The sequence below is a fragment of the Ralstonia mannitolilytica genome (assembly GCF_000954135.1).
GTDB classification, from domain to species: Bacteria; Pseudomonadota; Gammaproteobacteria; order Burkholderiales; family Burkholderiaceae; genus Ralstonia; species Ralstonia mannitolilytica.
The window spans coordinates 1,210,832-1,227,734 of record NZ_CP010799.1 but is presented as its reverse complement, the minus strand read 5'-3'; the positions used below and the strand labels follow the sequence as shown (position 1 = coordinate 1,227,734).

The following is a 16,903-nucleotide window of genomic DNA, read 5'->3' as shown; positions in this document are numbered from 1 at the left end:
CGAAACGACATGGAGCCCTGGGTTGGAGCGAACAGGCGCATCGACTTACTATGCCTTGACGAGAATGCTCGTCTGGTCGTTGTTGAGCTGAAACGTGACGACTCTGCTCACATGGAATTACAAGCTTTACGGTATGCAGCGATGGTGTCGACTATGCGGTTTGACCAAGCAGTCGAGGCGCATCGAAAATATTTACTCTCCATAGGATCGACCGACGATCCAGAGCAGGCGATCCGCGAATTCCTTGACCATGAAGAAGGACCGGTAGCACTGTCTGAAACGGTGCGAATCGTTTTGGCCTCATCCGAATTTCAACAGGAGCTAACGACGACCGTCCTGTGGCTCAACAAACAAGGGCTCGATATCCGGTGCGTACAGATGCGACCGCACCTCATCGAGGATCGCGTCTTACTGGATATCCACCAAGTAATTCCGCTACCGGAGGCAGCGCAATATCAAGTGGCCGTTCGTGAAAAGTCGATGGAGCAGGATGCGGCACGCGTATCCGACCGAGACACCACCCGCTACGACCTTTCAATAGGTGATGCCTCATTCAGTAGCTTGCCTAAGCGCCGCCTGATCTACGAGATCGTCGCGGAGGCAATTAGGCAGAGGGTACCGCTGACCGGAATTGCCGAAGCTGTGCCGTGGCGGGGAAATGTCTTCGCGACCGCAGATGGTCAACTCGACGAGGCGGCGCTCCAAACGGTATTGGGGACAAAACGATTGCGCTATTTCACCGCCGATGACGATCTGTTCCACGTAGGCGGAAATACATACGCTCTCTCGAATCAGTGGGGCGCACGAACCCTCGAAGCAATAGAAAACATCCTCCGCCTCATGCCGAACAAGGAGCTGGTCAGCTACTCGCCAGCTACAGCGCTAACGGACGAAGTCGTTTATGGCGAGTACCTCATACGCCAATGCGAAAGTGGCGCTATTGAGGTTGAGCAGGACGGTACGCAGGTACAGCCGGTGAAGCCCGTCCTCCGGAAACTTGCCGAGCAGCTGGGCGTTCCGTTGCAGAATGCAAACGGCAACAACTTGAACACTAGACAGCTCGGGGTGCAGGTTATGAATGCGATTCGGTTGCAGTGACGGCTTGCTCGTTTTGGGCCAGCGATTATGTCCCGTCGCCCGACCAACAGTGGCGGTATGCGGCACATATAACACTAAATTTGGTGGCAAACGTGTTACGCTAGGTGACCCGTTTTGACCGTGACACCTGCCAGCCCTCGGAACTGGCAGACCCTTGTAAACAGGGGCTTTGAGCGTTCTGGGGAGGTATATCCCTGATTCGCCACCAATACCCAAAAGGGCTTTGTAATCAATAGGTTACAAAGCCCTTTTGCCATTCGGTGGGTCACTTGGTGTGTCACATGCACAAGTTGCCCCGCCTCTATCAGTCCCGTCATGGGGTCTACTACCTGCGAGTCATTCGCAACAAGGTCAAGACCCGCCTCTCTCTGGGGACAAAGGATTTCCGCATTGCTAGACTGTTCGCCTTACGGTTGAACATGGAACTAGCAATGTCCACTCCCGATTTTGACCCAGACAAGCTCCGCAAGCTGGACATTGAAGTCAGCCCCACAGGTGGCGTGAATTTCAAGGACGTGAAACCTCACGATCTGGATACCCTATCTGCCGTTTTGGACAAGCTGGGCCTGCGAGAACAATACGCACAGGAGGCTATCAACTCCGTATTGGCTCAATCGGCGCGGGCCTCTTTGGAAAGGTCTGCCGTTGGCATGCCCCAAGGGGAACGGGTTACACCCAAGAGCAAACCATTCAGCGAGGTAGTGTCGCTCTATCTCGTTGAAAAAAAACTCGACAACGTTCCAAAGACCCTCTACGACAAAGAGCGCATTTACAGCGAGTTCCAAGGGTTCTATGGCGACCACGATATTAATCAGTACACCGCCAATGAGGCAGTGAGCTACAAGAATCGCATACTTGCCGAAGGCAAATCGGCAAGTATTATCAATTCTCGCCTATCTTTCCTGCGGTCGTTGTTTGAATACGCAATAGGTAACAACCTCTACTTTGCGGACAATCCGTTTGATAAGGTCAAAATCTCAAACAAAACCAAGCTCAAACAGCAGGTTCGCTCATACAAGGAATTGACCACCGAGGATCTGCAAGCAATCTTCAATGAGTCCACCTACCGTGAGTTCATGGACAAGCCGGATTATTACTGGCTCCCCTTCCTTGCCCTCTATACAGGTGCTCGCCAGAATGAACTTGCGAGCATGACCTTTCAGCATATCTACCAGCATGAGGGAGTGTGGGTATTCGATATCACCGCCGATATAGCCAAGAACAAAAATTCCGTACGCAAGATTCCATTTCACAAAGCCATACTGGAATCGAAATTTTTGGACTATTTGGATGAAACCAAAGCCACCAACAAGGTGGGATATGATATGGTATTTTTCCCAGACAAGCTCCCTACCGAAGGCGGGAAAAATGGATTCGGAAAGAATATCTCACGCCGTTTTGGTGACTATCTGGACCTCCTGAAAATTACAGACGACAGAAAAACATTCCATTCATTGCGGTCAAATTTCGTCAACGAGATGACAAATTTGAATATCCACCCTGCGATCATTATGGGATTGGTTGGGCACTACGAACAAGAAAGGGTTGACCTATCTTCGCCTCACTTCGTGAACTACCAGAAGAAAAAACCAATCCACGTACTCAAAGAGGCAATCGATAAATTGGAGTACCCGATTGAAATCTGGCACTAAAAATTCGGAAGTAACACTTATTCTCCCTGCGTCAACTATCAAATTTGATAGGTACAGCGAAGAAAAATTCAGGCCGAGTGTCAAGAAAGAATGCCACCGAAGAGTGGCATTTTTTATTGGCATTCGGAAGGGGGCAAGGGGCCTGCCCCATGCTTTTGGTTCTAGCTCCGCAGGACGAGCCAGGCACGAAGTGCCGTGGGGGTGCTTGCACCCCGTAGTGAGTTACGGGGTGTACTTGCCCCGTACAACTGACGTTGATAAACACCTCAAATCGCTATAATTTGCCAAGCCATTTTTTCACGCTATGCTTAATAGGTAGCAGAAGAAAAACAATGGCAAATTACGCGATAACAAGAATAAAAAAGTACACAAACGTTGGATCAGCCTCCTACCTGATAAATCACCATTTGCGATTGGTTCATGTCGCCAATTCGAACCCCTCCAAGACGTCAAAAAATGTCACTTTAGAGAAAAAAGATGACATTATGGGCTTCCTCTGTGAGGTGCCAAAGGGCACAAAAAAGAATGCCTGCCGTTTTGTGGATGTCTTTTTTGGGGCCTCTGAATTCAAAGACAAAAGGCAATTAGATGAGTGGGTTAAATCTACAATGGATTTTGCCCGCAAAGAATGGGGTGCTAACAACATAGCCTTGGCGGTGCTACACAAAGACGAAACAACCCCTCATATTCACGTGATTTTTAAGCCTGTGAACCCAAAAACCAAGAAGTTAGGTGCTGGGTACTGGTTTGACGGCAAAGCCAAAATGACGGCCTATCAGGATAAGTACCACAAGGCTGTGGAGGCATTGGGTTTTGAGCGTGGAGATCCCACCAAGCGAGCCCACCACACCACAATCAAGGAATTTTATGCCAAAGCGGAGAAAGCAAAAACCGCTTATGCCGAGTATCACAAAAGCCTATGGGAACTCTATGAGGAAGTTGGAAAGGTAAAGCTATGGGGCAGGCTCAATCCTGCTAAGTTGCAGGCGACTTTAAAGCCGATTTTTGCGAGGGTTTCAGCCAAAGCAAAAAAAGTTATTGGGCTCAAGGAATTTTTGGAGGTGGATAAAACCACAAAGCAGAATGCCAAATTATTGGACCAGTTGGATTATCAGGCTATGCAGTTGGAGGCTTTAACAGGTTCACCCAACCCAACACCAAACGAAGTGCAGGAAATTTCCAAGGTCCTCGGTGAGTTTAGGTCCAATTTGGATAAATCCACCTCTGAAATTGAACCAAACAGGGCAGGCCCTGAGCAGGACAGCATTCTATACAAAAAACCTCGAAAAAACGCGATTTAATCGCTCGCCGTCCGTTTTATTTCTATCCATTCTTTTATTTCCCTGCGGGTACAGATCTCTATGGATGGTTTTCTATATCGTATTCTGTGCTGAATTTGTACTGTATTTTATATAGTCTTTCTTCGAAAGACTGATGTGTCTTTGAGTCTTTACCGGGTTATTAGTCTTTCAGACTACTAAGCCCGGCAAAGCCTCACCCTTGCCCCAGAAAATTAAATCTGTGGTGGGTGGCAATGCCGAGCTTAGTACTTTGCTACATACCCGGAGGGAGTCGATTTAAGCGCTCCGCTTTCTCAGTTCAGGACCTTAAATGTCCCCGTTAGCACGGTCTGAGATTACGCCTCTCGTTTGTGCTCTGCTAACGTCTCTTCTAGCACCCCTCTTGGAATAAATTCCAATGGTTCGCAATCGTCTATCTCCTATGGAATTTTGGTTGGAGATACGCAGTCAGTTTTTATTTTGACGAGCCTTCTGCGTTGCTGGGCAACTTCCCGAACAGTGAACGGTAGTCGACAGATAAAAAAATTGCCCCACACCTTCCAGTATGGAGCAATTTAATCTTGACTTTTTAAATCGGATGATTATATTGACCTCATACACTCGGCAAGGTGTTATTTCCAATTTAAGAAATTTTTAGAAATAGTCAAATCTTGGAAATCAAAACAAAAAGCCAGTCACACGACTGGCTTTTTGATTATCTCACTCTCCAAGAGCTTCCCGAATTTTTGCCAACTTGTCTCTGTTTTTCTTATGCTCTTTGTAGAGGTGATTGACGAGCTCCTGCAATTCGTCCACCACCTCATTGAATCTATTTTTGTCCTTCAGGGTAACAAGTTCGTTGATTCTGTTTGTGATTGTTCTTTTAACACCCAAAGCACTTTGACCACCTGAACCATAAACAATCCAATAAATATCTACGTACTCCGCGTCAGGGTAAGTTTTTTTGAATTGTCCCCAAATATCAGAAATGGTCTTACCCTCGGAGGCAAGCGCCTTAATTCTCTTTTTATCTTCTTTTGAGATTTCCATAAATACCCCGCTTACATTATCCCACCACCCAGAACATGCCCTTTTGTGGGCTCCATGTCGTTTCGTGTGGAAAGCAACACTGTCACTGGGGCATCGCCGGCGCGAATGGGCTGGCCGGCAGGTGCTTGAGCTTGGACATGCGCAGGTAGGCGATGGCGATGAAGTTCTGGCTCGTCCTGAAGCCGCGCGCGGCGCGCTTGGCCTGCTGCAGCAGCCCGTTCATCGCCTCGACGAAGGCGTTGCTGCGGTGATCGACCATGCCGCGCACCACCGCGTCGAACCGCTCCTTGAGCGTGGCGGCCAGCTTCTTGAACGGCTCGAGCCGACAGCGCCGCGCCCAGCTCAGCCAGGCCCTGAGGTCGGATGCGGCCTGTTCGATGCTGTTGTGCGCTGTGGCCCGTGCGTACACCTCGCGCAGCGCCATCTTCAGCCGCCACGCCCGCGCGCTCTTGAGCGTCGAGCGCTGCAGCCAGTGCATCGCCTGGAGCTGGCGGGCGCTCCAGGTGCTGGGGTTGCGCCGCATGCCCCACAGCAGCTGCCTGAGCGTCTTGCGGCCGCCAGCGCCCAGCGCGGCTCGCACCGCCTGCGCGTCGGTGGCCATCTCCGCGCGGCGCACCTGGTCCATCGCATCGATGGCCATCGAGACGACGTGAAAGCGGTCGTAGCTGATCTGCGCCTCGGGCAGCGCCAGCGCCACGCCCTTGGCGTAGGCCGCGCTCATGTCCATGCACACGTGCCGCACCTGGGCGGGATCGCCGCCATGGGCCTTCAGATCCTCGGCGAACTCCACCACCGTGCGGTGCTCGCGCCCCTCGGTGGCGAACAGCAGCCGCTTGCGATCCAGGTCGTGCACGACGGTGATGTAGTGCTGCCCGCGCCGCAGGCTGGTCTCGTCGATGCCCACCGTGCGCACGCCGGAGAAGTCTTCCAGCGCACGCGCCTGCTCGACGTAGAACTCGATGCGCCGCCACAGCCGCTTGTCCTTGCAGCGCAGCAACTCGGCGGCCTGGCGCACCGGCAGGTCCAGGCACAAGGTCAGCGCCAGCGCTTCGAACGCCGCGGTGAAGCCCGAGCCCGGACGCGCCCAGGGCACGGCCACCTGCGTGGTCTTGCCGCAGGCACCGCAGGCCACGCGCGGCACGTCGCAGTGCAGCCAGGCCTCGAACTGGAAGAAGTCCAGGTGCCGCCAGGATCGGCGCAGCCGGTCGTGCACCGGTTGCGTGGCCGCACCGCATGCCGGGCAGGCGAGCCTGCTGGTGTGGCAGCCGATCTCGAAGTCGATACGCCGCTTGGCCGTGTCGAGCCTGACGTCATCGACGACCCACGGCGGCTGCAAGCCCAGCGCGCTGGTGAACAGAGCTTCTACGGCAATGCCCATGGACTCATCCTCCTGATCAAACACGCCTCGTGGACATGTGCACAGGCCGGCCAGCGGCCTGCACACATGCCCACCGGGCTCGACGACCAGGAGTCATTGTGACTGTTGGGTTCCACACGAAATGACGAAGGACCCTTTTGTGGGGCTCTTACTACAACCGCCACCTGCTGATGTCGTTGACCCGCAGTAAATGCACTTCTTCGGCCCCGCGTCGACAACATGCCCTTTTGAGGGGCTCTTGCTACACCCACCACCCGCCGTTGTCTTGGAACCGCAATAAATACATTTCAGCGGTTCATAAACTACATGAGTTTTCGTTGGACTCTTCGAGCAACCACCACCTGCCGTTGTCGTTGACCCACAATATTTACACTTACCCATAAACTCTCCTTAGAAACCCCGATTTCCGAGAAATGTATTCGGGCAGGCTCGTTGCCTTACTCATTGTTACACGACTCCAATCGCAAGTGCCAGATCGCTACTTGCCGATTGGGGGCGAACGTGTGACACTTGGGGTGTCACTTTTTCATTCGCAACCCCACCCGCCAGAATGGCAAGTTGTTGATTTATCAGGGGATTTACAAAAAGCCCGGAATCTCCCTGATTCGCCACCAAATACCAGAAAGCCCTGCTTCAGCAGGGCTTTTTGCTTTTCTGCTGCCGTATCGGCAATGTCTCTCCCCTCCGTGTCCTGGCCTCCGATGTGCTCTGGCAGGCCCACGCGCAGTCTGGCGGGCGGGCATGGCCGCGCCGATACTTCAGCGTGCGAGGAACACTACCGAATGGAGGTCGCATGATGCGGTTCGCAACGCTGGTCACCACCCTTGCCGCCGCCGGCATCACGGCCTGCACGACGGCAGCCTCGGGCCCCGCGCAGAACGCAAAGGACGCCCCCACGGCCAGCCAGGCCCAACCGGGCAGCAGCTGCCGCGCCCCGTTCTCGGACGATGCACTGATCGGCAAATCGGAACAGGCGGCGACCGCGCTGCTGGCCGGCTGCCTGTGGCGCGTGAGCGAGCGCGACGGCGAGGCGCTGCCCGGCACGATGGACTACCGCGAGGAGCGCCGCAACCTGGGCATCCAGGGCGGCAAGGTGATCTGGGTGCGGCGCGGCTAGGCTGACGCGGCGGCTTCGGCTTGTATGGGCACCGCGGCGGCCACACCGAGTATCCAGTCCGTCGTCAGCGCGGGCTGCGTCACGGGCAGCATGTGCCCGCCGTCAACCACCCGCAGGTTCACGCGCTCGAGCTTCTGCTTGAGCGCTTCGCCCTGGCGCTTGACGTTCAGGATGCGGTCGCCCCGGCCGTACAGCACGTCGACGGGCACCGTCATCGAGGCATAGCGGCGTTCCATGTCGGGCAGGTCTTCCGGCGCGGCCACGAGATCCGACGATGCCGCATAGAACACGTGCGGACGCAGCCCCAGCAGGCCGCCGCCCTTGAACGGGAAATCCTCCGGCATGGCCTCGGGCGCAAACACGGCTGCAATCGCCTTGCGCGAGTTGAGGATCGACAGCGGAACGGCCAGCGTCCACGACACCAGCCTGCGCGCCAGCGGCGACGTCAACGCCAAGCCCTTGAACGCACCGGGCGGCGCGTGCTCGTTGTGCGTGAGCGGCGCAACGAGCGCAAGCCGACGAACCGACTGCGGATGATTCAGCCCCACCGCCAGCGCGATCGCACCGCCCAGCGAGTGCCCGACCAGCACCGGTTGGTCGAGGCCCAGTTTTTGGATGCACTGGGCGACTGTGCGTGCCTGCGCGTATATGTTCGCCGTCGAGGCCGCCCCGCGCAGCGAGCGTCCGGAGCCGGGCCGGTCGATCACGATCACGCGGTGCGATTGCGCCAGCCGCTCCAGATCGAGGTAGGCGAAGTTGCGCAGGTTTCCGCATAGGCCATGCACGAACACGATGGCAGGACCCTGGCCGCGGTCGGTGTAGTGTACGCGGTCGGCCCCGATATCGATGAACTTGCCTTCGGGCGGAAACGCCTTGGTTACGCGCCGTGCGATGACAAAGGTGAACGCCACCGGCGCTGCGATCACGAGCGCGACGGCAATCAGGACGGTCTGGATCACGATGCCCCCGTGACGTTAAGCGGCTTGTGCCGCGCCCATCGGTTGCGCGCGGCGCTCGAACTGCATGGCGCTGTCAGCCAGCGAGCCGAACTTCAGCATCATCAGGTCACGCGCGTAATTCTGATACGACTTCCACGGCTGCTTCGTGCCCTGCTTTGGCAGGATGCTGGCAGCACGCTGGATATAGCCCGACGTCAGATCGACGGCCGGCTCGCGGCCCATGGCCTCATCGTCCAGACGCGGCATGCAGGTGTCGAAGCCGCCCGAGCGCATGTGGTTCAGCAGCCGGCACACGTACTGCGCGATCAGCTCGGCCTTGAGCGTCCACGACGCGTTGGTGTAGCCGAACGACGACGCCAGGTTCGGCACGCCGCTGTACATCATGCCCTTGTAGGACACGGTGTCAGCCAGGTTCACCGCACGTCCGTCGACGCTGATGGACGCCCCACCCAGCACCTTCAGCTTGAGCCCCGTGGCCGTGACGACCACGTCTGCATCGAGATGCTCGCCGCTCTTGAGCTGCAGGCCGGCGGGAGTGAAGCGGGCGATTTCATCGGTGGCGATCGACGCCTTGCCGGCGCGGATCGTCTTGAACAGATCGCCGTCCGGGACGAGGCACAGGCGCTGGTCCCACGGGTTGTAGCGCGGCGTGAGGTGCTTGCGTACGTCGAATTCCGGGCCGAGCTGCTTGCCGGCCATGCGGATGATGAAGTGCTTGAATGCCTGGGGCTTGCGGCGCGCGAGGCTGTAGAAGTACATCGTGAGCAGCACGTTCTTCGCGCGCACGAGCCGATGTGCGAGGCGCGCAGGCAGCCACCTGCGCAGCTGGTTCGCGACGGCATCCCGCTCGGGCCGCGACACGATGTACGTGGGCGAGCGCTGCAGCATCGTCACGTGCCCGGCGGTCTGGGCCATCGCTGGCACAAGCGTGACGGCCGTTGCGCCGCTGCCGATCACCACCACGCGCTTGCCTGCGTAATCGAGGCCCTGCGGCCAATGCTGCGGATGCACGATGCGCCCGCGGAATGCGTCCATGTCGGGCCATGTGGGTGCATGGCCTTCCTCGTAGTCGTAGTAACCGCTGCACATGTACAGGAACTTGCACGTGAACTGCACCGGGTCCTCGCGCGTGCCATCGCTGCGCAGCGCCCGCACAGTCCAGCGCGCGGCGGTGGAATCCCAGCTCGCGCCCGTCACCTTGTGACGGAAGCGGATCGACTTGTCGATACCGAACACACGCGCGGTGTCGCGGATGTAATCGAGAATCGTCTGGCCGTCGGAGATGGCCTTGTTGCTGTGCCACGGCCGGAAGCTGTAGCCCAGCGTGAACATGTCGGAGTCAGACCGGATGCCGGGATAGCGGAACAAGTCCCACGTGCCGCCGATCGTCTCGCGCGCTTCCAGGATGGCAATCCGCGCCCATGGGCAACGCTCGCGCAGGTGATATGCGGCGCCCACGCCTGACAGGCCCGCCCCGACGATGAGCACGTCGAGGTCGGTGTCCGAATCAGATGGGTGGCGGGTGCGCTGTTCAATGGGCTCCATGCGGTCTCCTGTTGGCGGCACGGCGGCTTCCGCCTTAATCTGGTGTGCATTGTCACCACTTTAATTTTCGCGCGCGATATCGTCAAATAGCGGAATGGAGAAAACACTTGAAACGCCCAGGAAAGGTCGCCCATACGCGGGTGTGGCGCCCGAGGCACGTGCAGCGGAGCGCCGCGACGCGCTGATGCGTGCCGCCACACGGGTGTTCGGAACGGTCGGCTTCCGCAAGGCCACCGTGCGGGCCATCTGCCAGGAAGCCAAGCTCAACGACCGCTATTTCTATGCCGCCTTCGACAGTACCGAGGACCTGCTGCGCGCGACATACCAGCAGCACGCCGACGACCTGCGCGCCCGAGTGGCGCAAGCCACTGCCGCCGTGGACGGCACCCTCGAAGCGCGCATCGATGCCGGCCTGCATGCATTCTTCGCGTTCCTGAGGGACCCCTGCGCGGCGCGCGTGCTGCTGCTCGAAGTGATGGGCGTGAGCCCCGAAACCGATGCGACGTATCAGCGCAACCTGCTCGAATTCGGCAGGCAGATCATGGAGAACGTTCCAGCCGCCGCCCCTGACGATGCCGACCGGCGTGCCGACCAGCGCATCATCGGGCTGGCCCTGGTGGGCGCCATGACCAACGTCGGGGCAGCGTGGCTGCTGACCGGCTATCGCGATCCCGAAGAGAAGATGGTGCGCAACTGTCGGCAAGTCCTGCTCGGCACGTTGCGCGCAATGACGGGCGCATAGCACACGCCGCGCGATCTTTCTTAACGTGCGTGCCGTATCGTTATCATCTCGAGCAAACGATCCGCCACGCCTTCATGACCGCACCCCGCTCGCTGTCCATCGGCATCGCCGGCGCCGGTAACGCCGGCCTGGCCGCCGCCATTGCGTTTGCCCGCCACGGACACGACGTGCACGTCTTCGAAAAACACCCGCAATTGACAGCGATGGGTGCGGGCCTGCTCATCCAGCCCCAGGGCATCCGCGCGCTCGAGGCACTCGGCGTGGGCCGCGCGCTCGAGGGCATCGGGGCACCGATCGACCGGCTGATCGGCCTGAGCCATCGCGGCTGGCGCTTGCTCGACATTGACTATGCCGAGACGCCGGGCCGAGCCGTCACGCGACACGCCCTCTCGTCGATGCTGTACGACGCCGCGCTGCATGCCGGCGCCACGTTCCACTTCGGTTGCGCGATCGCACAATTGCAAGCAGACGGCCCGCGCGCACGCGTGGCGCACACGCACGGCGAATCGGCGTTCGACCTGTTCGTGATTGCGGATGGCGCCGCTTCGGCATTGCGCGAGCCGGCAGGCCTGGCCGGCCCGTCAAGCACCTATCGATGGGGCACGCTATGGTTCCAGGGCTGGGTCGACGGCTGGAACCCGCGCGTGCTCCAGCAGCGCTTTCGCGGCACGCGCGAGATGATGGGGCTGCTGCCTACGGACGTCGACGGCAACCGCACGCGCCTGTCGATGTTCTGGAGCCTGCCCGGCGATGCCGTGCACACCTGGCGCCAGACCGACATCGCGCGCTGGAAGGCCCATGTGCTGAGCCTGTGGCCGCAAGCCGCGCCGGTGGTCGAGCAGATCGGTTCGCATGACGACCTGCCGTTTGCCGTCTATCGCCACACGTGGCCGCGCGCGCTCGCCAAACCGCCCTATTGCGTGATCGGCGACGCCGCGCACGCCATGAGCCCGCAGCTCGGCCTCGGTACGACGCTGGCCGTGCAGGACGCACTGGCATTGGCATCGTGCGTGCAAGCCCATGGTCCGACCGACGGAGCCCTCGCCTACCACGCGCGCCGCCTGCGCACCGTGCAGGCGTACCAGACGCTCAGCCGCGCGCTTACACCGTGCTTCCAGGCGCAATACGGCGGCTGGTTGCGCGACGTGGTGTTCACCACCGGGCTGCGCATCCCCGGCGTCAGATGGTTGATGAAGCGCAGCCTTGCGGAACCGCCCGCGCGCGACGCGGCCTTCGCGCCAGCGCCGGTCACCTCACCAGCCAGCGGAGAGCCGCAGGCCTGAACAGCTTTTGCCCTGTCACCATGGGCCTGCTGCCCAAGTTCCTCCCCGAGCACCAGTTCAGCGAACAGCATCGCATCGGCATCGATGCGGCGCCCGGCTGCGTGCTCGATGCCGAACGGATCGCCGAGGCGCCCGACGTACGGCCTACACGTCCAGAATGACCAGCGTGCCTGCGCTGCCGGCATCGACGCTGTGCGGCACACCGGCGGGCACCACGTACAGTTCTCCAGGGGAAACCATCACTGCCTCGCCGCCAATGCGCAGCCGCAGTTCGCCGTCGAGCACGAGCAGGCCTTCGGCGTAGTCATGCGCTTCGTCGGGGTATGGCGTACCGTCCATGCGCAGGACCTTGAAGTTGCCGCCGCCAAACCGCTCCACCACGTGGGAAGACCATGCATGGGGCAACGCGTCGGCAACGGCATTGAGATTGATGAGCGGCACGTCGACCTCGGCACGGAAGAAGAAGCGCCGAGCATAGCAGCCACCGCAGAAACAGCAAGGGCGGCGCCGCACGTCTTGCGGCACCGCCCTGGCGCGACAGCCAGACCGGCCGGCGCCTACGCGTCGTATGCCTCGACGCCGATATCGGCCATGGTGCCGAAGCCCTCCGCGGCCTTGAGGTGATCCACACGATAGCCGTGCTTGTACACCGCCACCAGGCGCACTTCGTTGGTTGGCTCGATGTTCAGCTTCATGCGGATGCGCGAGACGTGGCTGTCGATCGTGCGCGTGTATTCCGATGAGTTGCGGCCCCACACCTGGCCAAAGATGTGGTCTCGCGACAGTGTGCGGCCCACGTTCGAGAACAGCAGCAGCGCAAGCTGGAACTCGATGGCCGTCAGCGCGACGGGCTGACCGTGCAGCGTGACCTGCTGGCGCTGGGGGTTGAAGTGATACGGCCCCAACTCGAACGGCAGGCGGCCATACGGAATCGGATACGCGCGACGCAGCAGCGCATCGACGCGCGCACGCAGCTCAGAAATGCGGAACGGCTTGGCGATGTAATCGTCAGCGCCCTGCGTGAGCGCGCGCACCAGGCTCTTTTCGTCTTCCTCGGCCGTCACGAACAGAATGGGGAGCACCTCCTTGTGACGGCCCCGTACGACGCTCAGCACATCGATGCCGAGCATGCCCGGCGTATGCCAGTCGAGGATCAGCATGTCGTACGAGCAGCGCCCGAGCATGCGCAGCAGCGTGGTGCCATCGGTATACGTGACGACTTCGTGGTCGGATTGGGACAGGATCTGGACGATGACTTCGCTTTGGAAGGGGTCGTCTTCGAGCAAGGCGATTCGCATGTTCGGTTCCATGAAAGTTTGCCCACATGCGCGCCAGAATGGCGGCGCCCCTGGCCGGCGCCCGGTCCGCCGTGCTTTCACGCGATCCGTTGCATGTGTTACGTGTTTTCGATTTTCATGGCGAGGTCTGCCACGGACCATGAGAAAAGTCCCAATTTGTGAACATGCTTGCAGACCATTTTCGAGCGTGTCTTGCGCGGGAGATGCGAAAAAAAAGCCCGGACAACGGGGTCCGGGCGGCGGTGTTTCTCACATGTGACGGGATCAGAAACACCCAAGGGTCTCGTATGCCAGACACGTGCAGCACACCGGGGGACGCGCTGCAACGTCACGGGGTAACGTCAAGGAGGGGATTCCGACGTATTTGTCCGGCAAACGGGAATGACATGATGCCTCGCGCAGCCGGCAAGCGCGTCGCCCGTGACAATATTTGACATGTCCTTCCCCCGGGCCGCGAACCGGGCATCACGTCGGATCTGCGTTCTCGAGCTCCTGGCGGATCGATTCGGTCAACATGTCGATCAGCAGGCGAACGCGCTTGGGCACGAAGCGAGCAGACGGCGTAACGAGGTGGATCGGCTCCCCGCTCGTGGCGTAATCGGGCAGCACGCGCACGAGGCGCGGCAGCGGCGCATTGGCTCGGGCCACGGCGCTTGCATACAACGGCAGCGGGCCGATGCCGGTGCCGGCCGCGATCAAGGTCTCGAGGTACGAGAGGCTGTCGGCGTTCAGGCGGGCGTGCACGGCAACCGTCTTCAGCCCATCGGGGCCGACGAGGCGCCATTGCGTTTCGCCGCGCCCGCTGCCGCGAAAGTCGAGGCAGCAGTGATCGGCCAGGCCTTGCACGGTCTGCGGTGCGCCGCGGCGCTGCAGGTAATCCGGCGAGGCGAACAAGCCGATACGCAGCACGCCGAGCGGGCGGGCCACCAGCGAGCTGTCTGCCAGGCGCCCGACACGCACCGCCAGGTCGAAGCCCTCCTGCACCAGGTCGACATTGCGCGGGGTGAGCACGACGTCGAGGTCGATGTCCGGATACTGCTGCATGAAGCGTGCGGCCACAGGCGCCACCAGCAACCGCCCGACGTCTTCCGACGACGTGAGACGCACTTTGCCGCGCGGCACATCCTGGAGCTCACCGGCGCAGGTGGTGGCGCGTTCGATCTCTTCCAGTGCGTGCGACGCCACCTGATACAGGCTCTGGCCCGCATCCGTCAGATGCAGCGTGCGTGTGGTGCGCTGTAACAGTCGAACGTTCAAATCCTGCTCGAGGGCCGCAATGCCGCGGCTGACCGACGACTTCGGCAAATCGAGCCGCGCCGCCGCCGCGGTGAAGCTCCCCGCCTCCACGACGCGCACGAACAGCGCCAGCTGATTCAGATCCATGGGTTTCCTCCTGATTGGGGCGCCCGCCGGCTTGTGGTTTTCATTGTCTCGCCGGGAGCAACATTTTTTCCCACAATAACCGACTAGTGCAAACAGGGCAACTACCCTACATTCGGGATATGACAAATCCCCAAACCCAGGAGAACGACATGGAAACCCTCGTGCAAGCCCAAGTGCAGCGCGGCCGTCGGGTGGAGCGCATCATCACGGGCCGGCCGACCTCGGATGGCGCCGGCGTGAAGCTCACCCGCGTGCTGACGAACAACCTCCAACGGCGGCTTGACCCGTTCCTGATGCTCGATGCATTCCGCAGCGATGACCCGAACGACTACCTGGCCGGCTTTCCCGACCATCCGCACCGCGGCTTCGAAACGGTGACGTACATGATCGCGGGCCGCATGCGCCACCGCGACAGCGCCGGGCACGAAGGCCTGCTGCAGCATGGCGGCGTGCAGTGGATGACGGCAGGCAGCGGTGTCGTGCACTCCGAAATGCCCGAGCAGGAAGACGGCGTGATGGAAGGCTTCCAGCTATGGCTGAACCTGCCCGCACGCGACAAGATGACGACGCCGTGGTACCGCGACATCCCGTCCGAAGAGATTCCGGAGTTCACGACGCAGGACGGCGTGGCCGTGCGCGTGATCGCCGGGGAGTCGCAAGGCGTGCAAGGCGCGATGACGCGCGAAGCGACGCAGCCGCTGTATCTGGACATCACGCTGCCGGCCGGGGCGTCGTTCGCGCAGCCGCTGCCGGAAAAGCACAACGCGTTCGTCTACGTGTTCCGCGGCAGCGCGATGGTGGGCGATGCGCAAGCGCCGGGCAACGCCGGCCTGCAGCGTGTGGACGACAAGCAGATGGCCATCCTGGCCAACACGGAAGGCAGCGACGGCGTGGACATCCGCGCGGACGATGCGCCGGCGCGCGTGCTGCTGATCGCGGGCAAGCCGCTGAACGAGTCGATTGTGCAGTACGGCCCGTTCGTGATGAACACGCAGGAAGAAATCTTCCAGGCCGTGCGTGACTTCCAGGCCGGCAAGTTCGCCTGAGCCTCAAAGAAAAACCGCCGCTCGGTTTCACCAGAGCGGCGGTTCGTCCAGCAGCGCGATCTGCTCGCGCAATTCCAGCACCCGGTCCTGCCAGTAACGTTGCGTGTTGAACCACGGAAAGGCGGCAGGGAACGCCGGATCATTCCAGCGACGCGCCAGCCACGCGCTGTAGTGCAGCAGGCGCAGCGTGCGCAGCGCTTCCACCAGATGCAGCTCGCGCGTGTCGAACTCACAGAAGTCCTCGTAGCCGGCGAGCAGGCTGGCCAGCTGCGACTGCATCGATGCGCGATCGCCTGAGAGCAGCATCCACAGATCCTGCACGGCCGGGCCGGTGCGGCTGTCGTCGAAGTCGACGAAGTGCGGGCCGGACGAACGCAGCGGGTCGCCTTGCCGGGCGTCGTCTTCTTCGATCCAGAGGACGTTGGAGGCGTGGCAATCGCCGTGCAGGCGCAGCAGTGAGACGTCGCCCGCGCGGTCGTAGCAGCGGCGCACGCCATCAAGTGCGGCGTCGGCGACGCTGCGCCAGGCGGGCAGCAGATCGGACGGGATGAAATCTTGTTCGAGCAGCCAGTCGCGCGATTGCACGCCGAAGGCGTCGATGTCGAGCGCGGGCCGCGCCATGAACGGACGCTGCGCGCCGACGGCGTGGATGCGGCCAAGGAAGCGCCCCATCCATTCGAGCGTGTCGTCGCGGTCGATGGCGGGCACGCGGCCGGCGCAGCGCGGGAAGATCGCGAAGTGCCAGCGTCCAAACGCGTGCAGCGTGCGGCCATCGATTTCCAGCGGCGCGATCACAGGAATTTCCGCCGCCGCCAGTTCCGCCGTAAAGGTGTGCTCTTCGACGATCTGCGTGTCGGTCCAGCGGCCCGGCCGGTAAAACTTGACCACCACCGGGGCGCCGTCTTCCACGCCGACCTGGTACACGCGGTTTTCGTAGCTATTGAGCGCGAACATGCGGCCGTCCGGCATCAGCCCGACCTCCGCCAGCGCATCCAGGATGCTGTCGGGCGTCAGGCCGCCGTATGGCGCTTCGGCGGATGCGGGCAGGCCGCTGTCGTCGCTGCCGTGCATG

Annotated in this window: 16 protein-coding genes; 8 read left to right on the top strand and 8 right to left on the bottom strand. The window is 60.4% G+C overall.

Features of this window, described 5'->3' with window-relative positions; all coding sequences use genetic code 11:
* Nucleotides 1–9 precede the first annotated feature (9 nt).
* From TK49_RS05885 to mobV, 3 genes are all read left to right on the top strand, one after another.
* Nucleotides 10–1,098 (top strand): hypothetical protein, encoded by a 1,089-nt coding sequence (locus tag TK49_RS05885; RefSeq protein WP_045785877.1) that lies wholly within the window; start codon nt 10–12, stop codon nt 1,096–1,098.
* Nucleotides 1,099–1,379: 281 nt separating this feature from the next.
* The gene (locus TK49_RS05880; protein ID WP_045785876.1) at nt 1,380–2,750 is read left to right on the top strand and encodes a site-specific integrase; all 1,371 of its coding nucleotides are present in this window, start codon (nt 1,380–1,382) and stop codon (nt 2,748–2,750) included.
* A gap of 332 nt (nt 2,751–3,082) precedes the next feature.
* A complete protein-coding gene (gene mobV / locus TK49_RS05875) occupies nt 3,083–4,051 on the top strand; it encodes a MobV family relaxase (RefSeq protein ID WP_082076288.1) in 969 nt (322 codons plus the stop codon).
* Nucleotides 4,052–4,750: 699 nt separating this feature from the next.
* Here the strand turns inward: mobV and TK49_RS24530 are convergent.
* A complete protein-coding gene (locus tag TK49_RS24530) occupies nt 4,751–5,080 on the bottom strand; it encodes a hypothetical protein (RefSeq protein WP_048628008.1) in 330 nt (109 codons plus the stop codon).
* 82 nt (nt 5,081–5,162) lie between these two features.
* Entirely contained in the window at nt 5,163–6,458 is a 1,296-nt protein-coding gene (locus tag TK49_RS05865) for an ISL3 family transposase (protein ID WP_045785873.1), read from the bottom strand.
* 793 nt (nt 6,459–7,251) lie between these two features.
* On the opposite strand from TK49_RS05865, the gene TK49_RS05860 reads away from it, so the two are divergent.
* Nucleotides 7,252–7,575: a hypothetical protein gene (locus TK49_RS05860; protein ID WP_045785872.1), complete on the top strand. Its 324-nt coding sequence runs from the start codon at nt 7,252–7,254 to the stop codon at nt 7,573–7,575.
* Here the strand turns inward: TK49_RS05860 and TK49_RS05855 are convergent.
* Together TK49_RS05855 and TK49_RS05850 are read right to left on the bottom strand one after the other, a co-directional pair.
* A complete protein-coding gene (locus tag TK49_RS05855) occupies nt 7,572–8,534 on the bottom strand; it encodes an alpha/beta fold hydrolase (RefSeq protein WP_045785871.1) in 963 nt (320 codons plus the stop codon). The two genes, TK49_RS05860 and TK49_RS05855, sit on opposite strands and share 4 nt — an antisense overlap.
* A 15-nt stretch (nt 8,535–8,549) precedes the next feature.
* Nucleotides 8,550–10,079: a flavin-containing monooxygenase gene (locus tag TK49_RS05850; RefSeq protein ID WP_045785870.1), complete on the bottom strand. Its 1,530-nt coding sequence runs from the start codon at nt 10,077–10,079 to the stop codon at nt 8,550–8,552.
* Between the two features lie 94 nt (nt 10,080–10,173).
* On the opposite strand from TK49_RS05850, the gene TK49_RS05845 reads away from it, so the two are divergent.
* The 3 genes from TK49_RS05845 (at nt 10,174) to TK49_RS24525 (ending at nt 12,265) form a co-directional block, all read left to right on the top strand.
* Nucleotides 10,174–10,821, top strand: a complete 648-nt coding sequence (locus TK49_RS05845; protein WP_045785869.1) for a TetR/AcrR family transcriptional regulator — start codon at nt 10,174–10,176, stop codon at nt 10,819–10,821.
* A gap of 74 nt (nt 10,822–10,895) precedes the next feature.
* Nucleotides 10,896–12,104, top strand: coding sequence for an FAD-dependent oxidoreductase (locus TK49_RS05840; protein WP_045785868.1), 1,209 nt, complete (start codon nt 10,896–10,898; stop codon nt 12,102–12,104).
* Between the two features lie 20 nt (nt 12,105–12,124).
* Nucleotides 12,125–12,265: a hypothetical protein gene (locus tag TK49_RS24525; protein WP_157773987.1), complete on the top strand. Its 141-nt coding sequence runs from the start codon at nt 12,125–12,127 to the stop codon at nt 12,263–12,265.
* On the opposite strand, the gene TK49_RS05835 is transcribed toward TK49_RS24525, so the two are convergent.
* The 3 genes from TK49_RS05835 to TK49_RS05825 form a co-directional block, all read right to left on the bottom strand.
* Nucleotides 12,249–12,545, bottom strand: coding sequence for a cupin domain-containing protein (locus TK49_RS05835; protein WP_045787766.1), 297 nt, complete (start codon nt 12,543–12,545; stop codon nt 12,249–12,251). The two genes, TK49_RS24525 and TK49_RS05835, sit on opposite strands and share 17 nt — an antisense overlap.
* A gap of 116 nt (nt 12,546–12,661) precedes the next feature.
* Complete coding sequence (locus TK49_RS05830) at nt 12,662–13,402, bottom strand: response regulator transcription factor (protein WP_045787765.1); 741 nt, start codon at nt 13,400–13,402, stop codon at nt 12,662–12,664.
* 465 nt (nt 13,403–13,867) lie between these two features.
* Nucleotides 13,868–14,785, bottom strand: a complete 918-nt coding sequence (locus TK49_RS05825; protein ID WP_045785867.1) for a LysR family transcriptional regulator — start codon at nt 14,783–14,785, stop codon at nt 13,868–13,870.
* A 149-nt stretch (nt 14,786–14,934) separates the two neighbouring features.
* Here TK49_RS05825 and TK49_RS05820 point away from each other — a divergent pair, with 149 nt between their 5' ends.
* Nucleotides 14,935–15,831, top strand: a complete 897-nt coding sequence (locus TK49_RS05820) for a pirin family protein (protein WP_045785866.1) — start codon at nt 14,935–14,937, stop codon at nt 15,829–15,831.
* Nucleotides 15,832–15,858: 27 nt separating this feature from the next.
* Here TK49_RS05820 and TK49_RS05815 read toward each other — a convergent pair whose 3' ends face one another.
* Nucleotides 15,859–16,902 carry a serine/threonine protein kinase gene (locus tag TK49_RS05815; RefSeq protein WP_045785865.1) on the bottom strand — a complete coding sequence of 348 codons (1,044 nt, stop codon included), beginning with the start codon at nt 16,900–16,902 and terminating at the stop codon, nt 15,859–15,861.
* Between the last annotated feature and the right edge of the window lies 1 nt (nt 16,903).

Coding starts and splice junctions, on each gene's coding strand:
- TK49_RS05885 (WP_045785877.1), top strand. CDS start 10: ATGGAGCCCTGGGTTGGAGCGAACAGGCGCATCGACTTACTATGCCTT.
- TK49_RS05865 (WP_045785873.1), bottom strand. CDS start 6,458: ATGGGCATTGCCGTAGAAGCTCTGTTCACCAGCGCGCTGGGCTTGCAG.
- TK49_RS05820 (WP_045785866.1), top strand. CDS start 14,935: ATGGAAACCCTCGTGCAAGCCCAAGTGCAGCGCGGCCGTCGGGTGGAG.
- TK49_RS05845 (WP_045785869.1), top strand. CDS start 10,174: ATGGAGAAAACACTTGAAACGCCCAGGAAAGGTCGCCCATACGCGGGT.
- TK49_RS05815 (WP_045785865.1), bottom strand. CDS start 16,902: ATGCACGGCAGCGACGACAGCGGCCTGCCCGCATCCGCCGAAGCGCCA.
- TK49_RS05840 (WP_045785868.1), top strand. CDS start 10,896: ATGACCGCACCCCGCTCGCTGTCCATCGGCATCGCCGGCGCCGGTAAC.
- TK49_RS05825 (WP_045785867.1), bottom strand. CDS start 14,785: ATGGATCTGAATCAGCTGGCGCTGTTCGTGCGCGTCGTGGAGGCGGGG.
- TK49_RS05850 (WP_045785870.1), bottom strand. CDS start 10,079: ATGGAGCCCATTGAACAGCGCACCCGCCACCCATCTGATTCGGACACC.
- TK49_RS24530 (WP_048628008.1), bottom strand. CDS start 5,080: ATGGAAATCTCAAAAGAAGATAAAAAGAGAATTAAGGCGCTTGCCTCC.
- mobV (WP_082076288.1), top strand. CDS start 3,083: ATGGCAAATTACGCGATAACAAGAATAAAAAAGTACACAAACGTTGGA.
- TK49_RS05880 (WP_045785876.1), top strand. CDS start 1,380: ATGCACAAGTTGCCCCGCCTCTATCAGTCCCGTCATGGGGTCTACTAC.
- TK49_RS05830 (WP_045787765.1), bottom strand. CDS start 13,402: ATGCGAATCGCCTTGCTCGAAGACGACCCCTTCCAAAGCGAAGTCATC.
- TK49_RS05860 (WP_045785872.1), top strand. CDS start 7,252: ATGATGCGGTTCGCAACGCTGGTCACCACCCTTGCCGCCGCCGGCATC.
- TK49_RS24525 (WP_157773987.1), top strand. CDS start 12,125: ATGGGCCTGCTGCCCAAGTTCCTCCCCGAGCACCAGTTCAGCGAACAG.